This is a genomic window from Pseudarthrobacter sp. NBSH8 (assembly GCF_014217545.1).
GTDB lineage: Bacteria > Actinomycetota > Actinomycetes > Actinomycetales > Micrococcaceae > Arthrobacter.
Genome location: NZ_CP043178.1, coordinates 545396 through 557662, shown reverse-complemented (window position 1 = coordinate 557662; position 12267 = coordinate 545396). Strand labels below are relative to the sequence as shown.

12 protein-coding genes and 1 pseudogene are annotated in these 12267 nt (G+C 65.1%); 9 read left to right on the top strand and 4 right to left on the bottom strand.

The features are described 5' to 3' along the window. Positions 1 to 328: 328 nt before the first annotated feature. From FYJ92_RS19260 to FYJ92_RS02570, 6 genes and pseudogenes are all read left to right on the top strand, one after another. A pseudogene (locus FYJ92_RS19260) lies at positions 329 to 547 on the top strand (carbohydrate ABC transporter permease); the annotation flags it as partial. 52 nt (positions 548 to 599) lie between these two features. Further along, entirely contained in the window at positions 600 to 1358 is a 759-nt protein-coding gene (locus tag FYJ92_RS02590; RefSeq protein ID WP_185262474.1) for a sugar phosphate isomerase/epimerase, read from the top strand. Continuing rightward, entirely contained in the window at positions 1355 to 2476 is a 1122-nt protein-coding gene (locus FYJ92_RS02585; protein ID WP_185262473.1) for a Gfo/Idh/MocA family protein, read from the top strand. Before FYJ92_RS02590 ends, FYJ92_RS02585 begins: the two co-directional genes overlap by 4 nt. Before the next feature lie 8 nt (positions 2477 to 2484). After that, positions 2485 to 3444 carry a Gfo/Idh/MocA family protein gene (locus FYJ92_RS02580; RefSeq protein WP_255482268.1) on the top strand — a complete coding sequence of 320 codons (960 nt, stop codon included), beginning with the start codon at positions 2485 to 2487 and terminating at the stop codon, positions 3442 to 3444. 1 nt (position 3445) lies between these two features. Next, positions 3446 to 4447 carry a sugar phosphate isomerase/epimerase gene (locus FYJ92_RS02575; protein WP_185262472.1) on the top strand — a complete coding sequence of 334 codons (1002 nt, stop codon included), beginning with the start codon at positions 3446 to 3448 and terminating at the stop codon, positions 4445 to 4447. A 22-nt stretch (positions 4448 to 4469) separates the two neighbouring features. Next, entirely contained in the window at positions 4470 to 5003 is a 534-nt protein-coding gene (locus tag FYJ92_RS02570; RefSeq protein ID WP_185262471.1) for a GNAT family N-acetyltransferase, read from the top strand. A gap of 22 nt (positions 5004 to 5025) precedes the next feature. On the opposite strand, the gene FYJ92_RS02565 is transcribed toward FYJ92_RS02570, so the two are convergent. Both FYJ92_RS02565 and FYJ92_RS02560 read right to left on the bottom strand, forming a co-directional pair. After that, positions 5026 to 7173, bottom strand: a complete 2148-nt coding sequence (locus FYJ92_RS02565; protein ID WP_185262470.1) for an amylo-alpha-1,6-glucosidase — start codon at positions 7171 to 7173, stop codon at positions 5026 to 5028. A gap of 15 nt (positions 7174 to 7188) precedes the next feature. Next, positions 7189 to 8307, bottom strand: a complete 1119-nt coding sequence (locus tag FYJ92_RS02560) for a glycosyltransferase family 4 protein (RefSeq protein WP_185262469.1) — start codon at positions 8305 to 8307, stop codon at positions 7189 to 7191. Positions 8308 to 8490: 183 nt separating this feature from the next. Between FYJ92_RS02560 and FYJ92_RS02555 the strand changes: the two genes are divergently transcribed. Both FYJ92_RS02555 and FYJ92_RS02550 read left to right on the top strand, forming a co-directional pair. Next, complete coding sequence (locus FYJ92_RS02555; RefSeq protein WP_185262468.1) at positions 8491 to 9198, top strand: DsbA family oxidoreductase; 708 nt, start codon at positions 8491 to 8493, stop codon at positions 9196 to 9198. 65 nt (positions 9199 to 9263) lie between these two features. After that, positions 9264 to 9905, top strand: a complete 642-nt coding sequence (locus FYJ92_RS02550; RefSeq protein ID WP_185262467.1) for a TetR/AcrR family transcriptional regulator — start codon at positions 9264 to 9266, stop codon at positions 9903 to 9905. A 78-nt stretch (positions 9906 to 9983) separates the two neighbouring features. Here the strand turns inward: FYJ92_RS02550 and FYJ92_RS02545 are convergent, their stop codons facing one another. Continuing rightward, the gene (locus FYJ92_RS02545; RefSeq protein WP_185262466.1) at positions 9984 to 10649 is read right to left on the bottom strand and encodes a LytR C-terminal domain-containing protein; all 666 of its coding nucleotides are present in this window, start codon (positions 10647 to 10649) and stop codon (positions 9984 to 9986) included. Then, positions 10642 to 10941 carry a type II toxin-antitoxin system VapB family antitoxin gene (locus FYJ92_RS02540; protein ID WP_181577293.1) on the bottom strand — a complete coding sequence of 100 codons (300 nt, stop codon included), beginning with the start codon at positions 10939 to 10941 and terminating at the stop codon, positions 10642 to 10644. Before FYJ92_RS02540 ends, FYJ92_RS02545 begins: the two co-directional genes overlap by 8 nt. Before the next feature lie 139 nt (positions 10942 to 11080). On the opposite strand from FYJ92_RS02540, the gene FYJ92_RS02535 reads away from it, so the two are divergent. Then, positions 11081 to 12010, top strand: coding sequence for a hypothetical protein (locus FYJ92_RS02535; RefSeq protein WP_185262465.1), 930 nt, complete (start codon positions 11081 to 11083; stop codon positions 12008 to 12010). Positions 12011 to 12267 lie beyond the last annotated feature (257 nt).

Sequence of the window (12267 nt, the reverse complement as noted above, 5' to 3'; positions counted from 1 at the left end):
GAGTGATGGGCCTGGCTATCCATGACCTTCCCTTGGTGCGGCGATTCACCCCCGATTTTGCGGCCGTGGAACTGCTCCACGCCGAGATCGTCAAGCCCTTCGGCTACATGATCTCCCTCCGGGCAGGCCACGTCACCATCGAACTGCGGGCGGCGATGAACGCCACATGGGAGCCGGCCTGGGAGTTCGAAGCCATCGGTGACGACGCTGCACTCAAGATCGACTTCACCCCCTCCTACGTGCACGCCGGCTCGGCGACCTCCCAGCTGCGGCAAGCAGGGAAAACCACTGTCTTTGGCCCGTTCGGCCCATCAGCCTCGAGGAGGCCTCCTGGAACGACTACCTCGCGGCCATCGTCTTCCTTCGCTCCAACGAGATATTCACCCTCCCCATGGGCGTCCAGTCCTTCTTCCAGCAGAACGCAACCGACTGGACCTCCGTCATGGCCCTTGCCGTGGTCATGATGCTCCCGCCGGTCATCGTCTTCGCCACGCTGAACAAGTACTTCAGCGTGGGCGGCATAGGCGGATCCCTCGCCGGCCGCTAGCCTCAGAACCAACTTGTCTTCCAGAACCGTCAACTCCCGCAAAGGAAACACGATGTCCTACTCGATCCAGCTTTACACCTTGCGCAACGCCATCCAGGAGGATCTGCCCGGCACTATCCGCAAAGTCGCGGAGATGGGCTTCACCCAGGTTGAGCCATATAACTTCGTGGCCACGGCCAAGGAACTCGGCGCCGCCCTGAAGGAAAACGGCCTCACCGCCCCGTCCGGACACGCTCCGCTCCTCAGCCAGGACCAGGAGGAAATCTTCGCGGCAGCCAAAGAACTGGGCATCACCACCGTGATCGACCCCTACCTTCCAGCCGAGCACTGGCAGTCCGCCGGGGACATCCAGGCCACCGCAGCCAAACTCAATGCAGCAGCCAAGAAGGGCGCCGAGCACGGCATACGCGTGGGTTACCACAACCACGCGTGGGAACTTGAATCGACCATCGAAGGCCGCACTGCGCTGGAGTACTTCGCGGACCTCCTGGACCCCGAACTGGTCCTCGAAGTGGACACCTACTGGGTTGCCGTGGGTGGCCAGGACCCGGTGGCGGTGCTGGAGCGCCTGGGCGACCGGGTGAAGTTCATCCACATCAAGGACGGACCGCTGAACACCGACACCAAGGCGCAGCAGCCGGCGGGTCAGGGCAAAGTCCCGGTTCTGGACGTCATCGCCGCCGCAAAATCCCTGGAAGTGGGCGTGGTGGAGTTCGACGACTATGCAGGAGACATCTTCGAAGGCATCGCCGAGAGCCTCGCCTACCTCAATGCCGCACAGGGCACCGGCACGGCCGGAGCACTCGCATGAGCCACGCAGCATCGACCCGCCGCGGCCCGGTTGGAGTAGCCGTCATCGGCGCCGGAAACATCAGCAAGCAGTACCTGGACAACCTCACCACGTTTCCGGACCTCATGGTCCATCTCATCGCCGACCTCTTCGAGGAAGCCGCAGAAGCGCGGGCGAAGGAATACGGGATCGCCGAATGGGGCGGCGTGGATGCGGCCCTGAACCACCCCGACGTCGAAATCATCGTCAACCTGACCATCCCCGCCGCCCACGTGGAGGTGGCCACGGCGGCTGTCAACGCCGGCAAGCACGTCTGGACCGAGAAGCCCTTCTCACTGGACCGCGAATCCGGACTCGGCCTGCTCAAGGCGGCAGACGCCGCAGGCCTCCGCCTGGGCTGCGCGCCGGATACCTTCCTCGGAGCCGGACTCCAGACCGCGCGTCGGCTGATTGAACGCGGCGAGATCGGCACCCCGCTGACCGCCACGACGATGTTCCAGGTCCCGGGACCGGAAGCCTGGCACCCCAACCCGGCATTCCTGTTCCAGCAAGGCGCCGGCCCCCTCTTCGACATGGGCCCGTACTACCTCACCACGCTGGTCCAGACCTTCGGCTCCATCCAAAAGGTCGCCGCCGTCGGCTCCAAGGCCAGGGAAGTCCGTGTCATCGGCACCGGGCCCAAAGCCGGCGAAGAATTCACCGTTGAGGTCCCCACCCACGTTTCAGCGGTGGCACAGTTTGAAAGCGGAGCTTCCTCGCAGAGCATTTTCTCCTTCGAGTCACCGCGCCCGCGCGCGGGGTTCGTGGAGATCACCGGCACCGAAGCCACCATTTCCCTGCCGGACCCGAACAACTTCGACGGCGACATCCGTCTGTGGCGCGCTGGCGACGAGGAGTGGACGGTCATCCCTGCCGCCGGGCCCAGCCAGGGCCGCGGGATGGGGGTCCTGGACATGGCCCGGTCCATCCGAGCCGGAGTTCCGCACCGCGCCACCGGCACCCTGGCCTACCACGTGCTGGACACTATGGTCTCAATTTCGGAATCCATGGATTCCGGGACCTTTGTGGACGTCGAAAGCTCCGCCCCCGTCTCCCCGGCTCTCGCTGAGGACTGGGACCCCACCGCATCCACCCTTTAGGAACAACCATGAACTCCCAAAAAGCCCGCCCGCTGGGCGTGGCCATGATCGGCTATGCGTTTATGGGCAAGGCCCACTCGAATGCCTGGCGGAATGTTGCCAGTTTCTTCGATGTCCCGGCGTTTGAGCAGAAGGTCCTGGTGGGCCGGGACGCCGCCGGGGTTGCCGAGGCCGCCGGGAAGTACGGCTGGACTGAAACGTCCACAGACTGGCGGACGGTCATCGAACGCGATGACATCGACATCGTTGACATTTGCGCCCCGGGCTGGCTGCACGCCAAGATCGCGATCGCCGCCCTCGAAGCGGGCAAGCACGTGCGGCTCAAAAAGGAGACAGCGGGCTCGGGGGCGCTCGGGGACATCGCTTCCCACGCGATCGACCAGGTGCTGTTCCTGCTCGGGGACCAGGTCACCGAAGTGTCCGGCCGGACCCACACGTTCACCACGCACCGTCCAGGAGCGGCCGGTCAGGAGGAAGTAACGGTCGACGACGCCGCCTGGGCCACGCTGACGCTCGCTTCAGGGGCAATCGCCTCGGTGGAAGTATCCAGGGTGGCCACCGGCCAGAAGAACTCCCTCAAGCTGGAAATCTATGGCGACAAAGGCGCCATCCTTTTCGATCTGGAGAACCTCAACGAACTGGGTTTCCTGGACGCCACCGGGCCTGCCCGCGAGCAGGGCTTCCGCCGGATCCTGGTCAGCGAGCCCGAGCACCCGTACGTTGACGCGTGGTGGCCGCAGGGCCACATCATCGGCTGGGAGCACACATTCACCCACGAAATCCGCGACTTCCTGACCGCCATCAGCACCGGAACCCCGCCCTCGCCGTCGTTCGAGGACGGCCTCACCGTCCAGCGGATCCTGAACGCCATTGAAGAGTCCGCCGCCGCGAAAAGTTCCATCATCCAACTGGCCAGCGCCCCGGCCGGCACGCCGACAGCCCTGACCGCTGCCTCTGAAGGAGCCTGACATGTCCCGCCCCTATACCCTGTTCACCGGCCAGTGGGCCGACCTCCCGTTCGAGGAAGTCGCGCGCATGGCCTCCGGCTGGGGCTACGACGGCCTGGAAATCGCCGTCTCCGGGGACCACCTGGACGCCTGGCGCTGGGACGAACCCGGCTACGTCGACTCCAAGCTCGCCGTCCTGGCCAAATACAACCTCAAGGTCTGGGCCATCTCCAACCACCTCAAGGGCCAGGCCGTGTGCGATGACCCCATCGACTTCCGCCACGAAGCGATCGTGGGCGCGAAGGTCTGGGGCGACGGAGATCCCGAAGGCGTCCGCCAACGCGCCGCCGAGGAAATGAAACACACCGCCCGGCTGGCCAAGGCCCTCGGTGTGGACACCGTCGTCGGATTTACCGGCTCCTCCATCTGGCAGTACGTGGCCATGTTCCCGCCCGTGCCCGCCGCAGTGATCGAGGCCGGCTACCAGGACTTCGCGGACCGCTGGAACCCCATCCTGGACGTCTTCGACGAATGCGGCGTCCGCTTCGCCCACGAAGTCCACCCCTCCGAGATCGCCTACGACTACTGGACCACCGTGCGCACCCTCGAAGCGATCGGCCACCGTAAAGCGTTCGGCCTGAACTGGGACCCGTCCCACTTCATGTGGCAGGGCATCGACCCCGTCTCCTTCATCTGGGACTTCAAGGACCGGATCTACCACGTCGACTGCAAGGACACCAAGCTCCGCCCCACCGGCCGGAACACCGTCATGGGCTCCCACCTGCCCTGGGGCGACCCCCGCCGCGGCTGGGACTTCGTCTCCGCCGGCCGAGGCGACGTCCCCTGGGAATCGTCCTTCCGCGCCCTCACCGCGATCGGCTACAACGGCCCCATCTCCATCGAATGGGAAGACGCCGGCATGGACCGCCTCCACGGCGCCCCCGAAGCCCTCGCAGCACTGAAAAAGTACGACTTCCCGCCGTCGAACACCTCCTTCGACGCCGCCTTCAGCACCAAGGACTAGGAGGCGCACGTAGAATCCCTGCATGACCCACACGATCCGAAAGGCCATAACGGACGACGCCGGCCCGCTCGCCGGACTGGCGGCAGTCACCTTCCCGCTGGCCTGCCCGCCGTCGTCGTCACCGGAGGACATTGCCGCTCACGTGGCCAACACGCTCAGCGAACGGCACTTCCGGGAGTACCTGGCGGACGCTGATGTCACCATCGTGGTCATCGACGCCGACGGCGCGCTCCACGGCTACAGCCTGCTCGTCAACCGGCCGGCGGAGGACGCGGATGTGGCATCGGCGCTGAAGGTCCTGCCCTCCCTGGAGCTCAGCAAATGCTACGTCCACCCCGACCATCACGGCCTGGGCGCCGCCGCTGAACTGATGCACGCCAGCCTCCTTGCGGCGGCAGAGGCGGGCGCGGCCGGGGTGTGGCTGGGCGTGAACAGCCAGAACGCGCGGGCCATCCGTTTCTATGAAAAGTGCGGCTTCCGCAAGGTGGGCAGCAAGTCCTTCCGGCTGGGGAGCACCGTGGAGCATGACTTCGTCCTGGAGCGTGCCGTACCCTAAGCGTCCCCCGGGAAACCTGCCGCTAGTCGCCGGCCCGTCCGCCCAGGCGTTCGTCGAGGGGCGGACGCGGTTCCTTCAGCAGCTTCAGCCGCGCTGGGAGGCCGTCGATGCGGCCCTCCCTCCCGCGCGCGCTGATGGCCACACGCGAAGTCCCCAGCAGGACGTTCTCGGCCCTGAAGTCCCCGATTTCCTCCGGGAGGATCGGTGCCAGATGGACCACGTTGCGCGTGAAGTCCGGATCGAAGCGCAGCAGGATCCGGGCAAGTTGAATGGGGGCTGCAGCGGCCCAGGCCTGGGGCGAGCATGCCGTGGGGTACGGGACAGGGCCGTGGAAGTCGGACCGATCAAACCCGCAGAACAGCTCCGGCAACCGGCCGTCGAAGTGTTCGGCGGCGTCCAGGATCCCGCTGGCGATTTCCATGGCCTCATCAACAAATCCATAGCGCATCAGCCCTGTGGCCACGATCGCCGTATCGTGCGGCCACACCGATCCGTTGTGATAGCTGACGGGGTTGTAGGCGCCCATGTCCGAAGCCAGCGTGCGGATCCCCCAGCCGCTGAACAGTTCGGGGGACATCAGGCGCTCCGCCACTGCCGGGGCCTTTTCCTCGTCAACGATGCCCACCCACAGGCAGTGGCCCATGTTTGAAGTACATGCGTCAACGGGGGTCTTGTCCTTGTCCAGCGCGATGGCGAAGTATCCCTTGTCCGGCAGCCAGAACTTCTCGTTGAAAGCCTCCTTCAGGGCAATTGCCCGATCGGCCCAGTGGCGCTCTGTTTCAGCATCCCCGGCCCAGCGGGCCAGCAGGGATCGTCCCACATAGGCGGCGTAGACGTAGCCCTGGACCTCGCACAGGGCAGTGGGCGGTTCGGCGATCCGCCCGTCGGCAAAGTTGATCCCGTCCCAGGAGTCCTTCCAGCCCTGGTTGATGAGACCGTGCTGGTTGGGGCGAAGGTATTCCACAAAGCCATCGCCGTCGCGGTCGCCGTACGTTTCAATCCAGTCAAGGGCACGGTCGGCATGGGGAATCAGCGAATCGATGATGTCTTCCGCCAGTCCCCAGCGGCTCAGCTCTCCCAGAAGGCTGACAAAGAGCGGGGTGGCGTCCACGGTGCCGTAATAGGCGGATCCGCCCAGGGACAGCCCGGCCGTCACGCCCAGCCGAACCTCGTGCGGGATGCGGCCTGGCTCTTCCTCGGATTCCGGATCCACCTTCGTGCCCTGAAGGGTTGCCAGCGTCTGCAGCGTTCCGGCCGCCAACGTGGGATCAACAAGCAGGGACATGTAGGAGGACAGCAGCGAATCCCGGCCAAAGAGTGCCATGAACCAGGGCGCCCCCGCGGCCACGGCCGCACGGTCCGGGTGCTCGGCGTCGAAAATCCGCAGGGACCCCAGATCGCTTTGGCTGCGGCGCAGGGTGGCCTCGATCTTGCCGTCCGCGGCGCTGATGCGGGGAATATGTTCTTCCCATGCCAAGTGCCGCTGAACGCCGACGCGTCCGCGCGGTTGCCCCTCTTCCGTGAACGGCGCCGCGGGTCCCACACCGTTGACGAGCGGGACCACAATCACGCTGGTGGACCACTCGCCGCGCGCCGGAATGGTCGCGTGGAAGCGAAGCATCCCGGTGGAGATTTCGGCGCCGGCGGCGCGGATGGCGGAGCCGCGCTGCTGGCCGTTACGGAGGGCCTCGATCAGCAGCCCTCCGTCGCTGACCGTTCGGCTCACCCGCCCGCCCTGCGGAATCCGCCCGCCCTTGACGTCGAAGAGGTCGGCCTGGTCGGCGTCAACCAACAGTTCGATATCGCACTCCACGGCTTCGGCGGAATAGTTTTCGAGGGTGATGTCATCCTGCAGGCCGGGTCCGATATGACGGACCTGGCGGACCACCAGGGGACTGTCGAACCTGCCGCCGGGCCACTGGGCGCGGCCCACGAACGTGGCCTCGTAGGAATTCGGCCGTTGAGCCACCAGTGGCTCGCGGAGCGCGCCGTTGATGCGCAGCATCCACCGGGACACAATCCGGGTGTCCCGGTAAAACGCGCCGTTCGTTTCACCGTCGGAACTGATGTCGCCGCTCCGGGTGGAGATACAGAAGGAAGACCCTTCCACCACCGTTATGGCCTCAGCCCCGCCAACATCAGCCTCGGTGTCGGCATTCCATGCAGTCATGGATGTTCTCCTCCCTCATGACCGCCCGCTGGAGACCGGGCCCGGTTCCGACGCCCGGATAAGTGCTCTCCCTGTCTGATTCTGGCCTACATGGGAAGCATCCGGAACCCCGGAAAGCTGACTCGTTTCCAGCAGTTTTGCATAGAGGTCCAGGTGGCTGCCCACCATCCTTTCGGTGCTGAACAGATTGAGGGCCCGGTCCCGGCAGTGTGCCCTGTCCAGCCCTGCGGCGAGGGGAAGCAGGGTGTGCAGTTGATCCGTCGGCCCCAGGTAACCTGTCCTTCCATGGTCCACAATCTCCGGTGCGGATCCGATCGGCGTTCCCACCACTGGAGTGCCTGTTGAGAGGGATTCAATCATCACCAGCCCAAACGGCTCGGACCATTGGATGGGATTCAGGAACGCCATCGCTTCGCCCATAAGCTGATACTTGTCCGCGTCCCCCACTTCGCCCAGGAAATCCTCGTTGGAGCCCAGGAGCGGCTCGATGACGGAGCGGAAATACTCGATCTCGTCAGGCGCGCGCATCTTGGCCGCAATACGCAGCGGAATTCCGGCCCTGCGGGCGATATGGATGGCTTCAAGGATCCCTTTGTCCGGGCAAATCCTGCCGACAAAACAGGCGTAGCCGCCTTTCCCTGAACCGATCGGTACGGCAGCGACGTCCATTCCGTGATGAATCACGCGTGTTATCGGGACATCGGGCATGCTGGAGGCCTGGTCACGTGAGATCCCGACGATGGCCGTGTCGGTGGCCATGGCCCGGTATAAATCGGCCGACGCCGGGATGAGGGGGCCGTGAATGGTGGTCACCACGGGGGCGTTGCACTTCCGCCGGGCCATCAGTGGCCCGGCCAGGGTGTGGTCGTGGATGATGTCCACGTTGCCCAGGCCTTCATAGGCCCTGACGACATGGCTGAGCTCAGACAGCGTGAACCCCAGTTCAGCAGGTCTTGAAGGCCTCATGCCTGGTACCAGGGATGCCGGACACGTGCTGTCCGAAGCCGCGGCCAACAACACCTCGTGCCCGGCCGCGATGAATCCCCGCGCAAGAGAGTCAACAACCCTCTCTATGCCCCCATATCCGATTGGGGGAACCGGAATCCATGGTGCTGCAACAAGTCCTATCCGCATGATTGTCCTCCGCGAGGATCACATGCCACGCCCCCAGACCTGGCGATGGTGTATTCCGAACGGCCTCTGCTTAACCCGTAGTTCCGACTATCGCCCCGCGAGGGCCCCATTTCAAGCCCCTGTGTGACAAATCCGACACTGCCCGCGGGGAATGGGCGCCTGACCTGCACAGTTATGGCAAGCATGAAGATTGAGATCTGGTCAGACGTCGCGTGTCCGTGGTGCTACATCGGCAAGCGCCGGTTCGAGGCCGCCCTGGCCGAGTTCCCGCACCGCGACGCGGTGGAGGTGACGTGGCGCAGCTACCAGCTGGACCCCGCCCTCCCCGAGCACTATGACGGCACGGAGCTGAAGTACCTGAGCACGCGAAAGGGCATGGCTCCGGCGCAGGTCTCGCAGATGTTTGAGCACGTCACCGAGCAGGCCAAGGGCGAGGGCCTGGACTACCGGTTCGACCAGGTGGTGGTGGCCAACAGCTTCACCGCACACCGCCTGATCCATCTCGCGGCCGAGCACGGTCAGCAGGATGTCGCGAAGGAACGCCTGCTGAGCGACCACTTCGAGCACGGCCAGGACATCGGCAGCGCCGAATATCTCACGGCTTTGGGCCAGGAGCTGGGGCTCAGCACCGATGCAGTCGCCGAACTCTTCACCACGGACAAATACGCCGACGATGTCCGTTTTGATTTCGAGGAAGCCCGTGCCCTGGGCATCACGGGCGTGCCGTTCTTCGTGATTGACCGCAAGTTCGGCCTTTCTGGTGCCCAGCCGGCCGAAACGTTCACTGCGGCGCTGCACCAGGCCTGGCAGGAGACAAACCCGCTGGTTCTGGTCAACGCCGCGAACGGCAACTCCGGCGAGGCCTGCGGCCCTGAAGGCTGCGCGGTCTGAACGATCCGGGACTACACAGGGGCCGGAGCGAGGAGTTTACTGACACTTCGCGGTAAAGTGTCTGCATGCCCAGGATTTCGGCGGCCAACAATGCCGCGCAACGTGCCGAGACGCAACGCCGGGTCCTGACGGCGTTCGGGGAACTCCTGTTCACCCACGGCCTGCCCGGACTGACCATGACAGACGTCGCCCGGCATGCCGGGGTGGGGCGCACCGCGGTCTATAACTATTACGCAGACATCGAAGAGCTGCTGATCTCCTACGCCCTGGATGAGACCGAGCGGTTCCTGGCCGAGCTGCGTGAGTCACTGAACACTCTCGAGAACCCCGTCGAACGGTTGGCCCTGTACGTGCGCACCCAGGTGGAGGACCTCAGCCGCCGCCACCTCCCGCCCGGACCGGCGATGGCGGCGGTACTGTCGCCGTCGTCCTTTGCCAAACTGGCCGGCCACGTGGGTGAACTCAGCGTTTTGCTGCAGGGCATCCTCCGGGACGGCATGGCGCAGGGGTACCTGCCGCAAGCGGACATCGGCCAGCAGGCTCAGCTCATCCACGGCACACTCTCCTCCAGCGCCGCACGCGGCAGCAACGAGCCCGCCGACCTTGAGGCCCGGGTCGCCCGCACCGTGCGGTTCATCCAACTGGGCGCCGGAGCAAGGTTCGACCACGACGGCGCACCCCTGCGCGTCAGCCTCCCCTTGCCGTAAACCCCTGGGTTGCTCTAACACCTACGGTCGTCATCCGCCTTGTTTAGCGACCAGACGTGATAGAGCAACGGCAACAGGTCACGGGCCGGCCGTCGGAATAACCGGCCACTTGGCATCGTCGGCGATCCTTCGGCTTTCACGCGGGCAGCTGAGCTTCCCCGGCGTCTGGTCCACGCGGTCCGCGGCGGCGAGCTCCCGGTAGTCGCTGGCAAGTATGACGTCGACACTGGCGTCCGTCCGGCCATCCTGGAAGTAGTCGGAGCCCGGCAGGTTCCGCTGGACGCTGAAGGCGGCAGACTGCCCGGCAGCCCCGGACACCACCGCAGCCACGCCGCGGAAGCCGGCCTCCGTGTTGGCCACGGCCCCCACCACAAATTTCCGGACCAGCAGCTCATCCGCCACGGAGCGGGCCAGCCCGGGACGGCTGGTGGAGTTGTAGACGTTGAGGTTGATTTTATCGTTGGGAGTGTAGTCAAAGGTGGCCCCGGGACAGCTGGCCCGGGGCTCATCGCTGCCCGCCGTCGTCGGAAGCTTAAGATGCCCGTTCATGATGGCCAGCGCAACGATGATGGCGCCGGTAATGAGGCCCAGCAGCAACACCAGGACCACTCCATGCACCACTCGGCGTCGCAGCCGCACCGGATTGTCGGGGTCGCCGGCAGCTTCAAAGGTGGCCCGCAGTTCGGGGCCGGTGACTACGTGGTGCCCGTGCAGGACGCTGGCGTCCCTGGGCTTCCTAGCCATCTATGACCAGCACGCGGGCGTGGATGGCGGTCCGCTGGTGCAGGGCTGTCCGGACGGCGCGGTGCAGGCCGTCCTCCAGGTACAGGATTCCCTGGTACTGCACCACGTGGGGAAAGAGGTCGCCGAAAAAGGTGGAATCTTCAGCCAGGAGCGCTTCCAGGTCCAGCGTCCGCTTGGTGGTCACCAGTTCGTCCAGACGGACAGGGCGCGGCGGCAGCGATGCCCACTGTTTGGGCGTGTTGAAACCATGATCGGGATACGGGCGTCCCTCGCCTACAGCTTTGAATATCACCATGCCACCCTAGGCAGCTTGGCGCCCCAAGAGAAGTGTCCGGCCCGCAGCATCCCAAGGTTGTAGCCAAACTGTCACATGCAGCGGACATTGCACCGCCGGCGCAGGACCGGGGGCCTCCGGCTGACACAATGGAGCCATGACTGCACCCGAATTTCCTGCCGGCACCACGCCCGGCGTCCGCCTGCCGTCCACCCCTCCCCTGGCCCTCCTGCTCGACGTCGACGGACCCGTGGCCAGCCCCGTGACCCGCGACGTGAAACCGGGCATCATTGCCGATCTCGTGGCGCTGGCCAGCGCCGGGATTCCAGTTGTTTTCAATACCGGCCGCTCCGATGCCTTCATCCGGGAGCAGGTCATGGCACCGATGATCGCCGCCGGTATTCCCGCTGGGACGGTCATCCACGCCATTTGCGAGAAGGGCGCCGTGTGGTTCAGCTACACCGCTGCCGGGCCCGGCCCCATCCACGTTGATCACGACCTTGCCATGCCCAAAGCTTACGGCGATGACATCCGCCGGCTCGTGGCCGAGGACTACGCCAAGCACATGTTTTTTGACGAGACGAAGCGCGCCATGGTGTCCGTTGAGCAGCACATCGAGGTGCCCTCCGCCGATTACCTGGCCGAGCAGAAGCTTTTCGACTCCGATGCCATGGACCTGATGATCCGCCACGGCATGGGCGTGGTCCGGCTGGAGCACCACGCACCGAATTCCGACGACGATGTGGACTACCGCGTCGATCCCACCATCATTTCCACCGATATTGAGTCGGTGCGGCTGGGCAAGGACCTCGGCGCCAGCCGCGCGGTGGAGTTGCTGGCAGCGCAGGGCATCACGCCGCAGGCCTGGCGGACCGTGGGTGATTCCCGCACGGACTACGCGATGGCGGACTGGCTGCACCATAATGACCATTCCGTGAAGCACGTTGATGTCCGCCCGGCGGACGGCGTTCCGGTCAAACCCTATGACGTGTTGACGGCCACCGATCTGGGGCTCGGGGAAGATGTCATTCACGACGACGCCGGCGGAGCTTTCCTGCGCAGCTGGCGGGAGGCAATGGCCAGCTGATCCCGTTCCCGGCCGGCGGAGCCCGTTTGGGGCCTGCCATTTTGGGGGTCGCGCTATTATTCAGGTAAGAACGCTTACCATTTACCCGCGACGGAGACAACCATTACAGAAGCACCTGTCCAGGACGAGATCTACTACGGCGGCCAGGCGTCCGTAGAACCGCGCACCCACGCCGAGGTGACATCTCCGGCGGCTGAGGCGCGGCTCAAACACCGGCCTGACGTGGTCCGACACAAGGGCAGGTATGCCCTGATCAA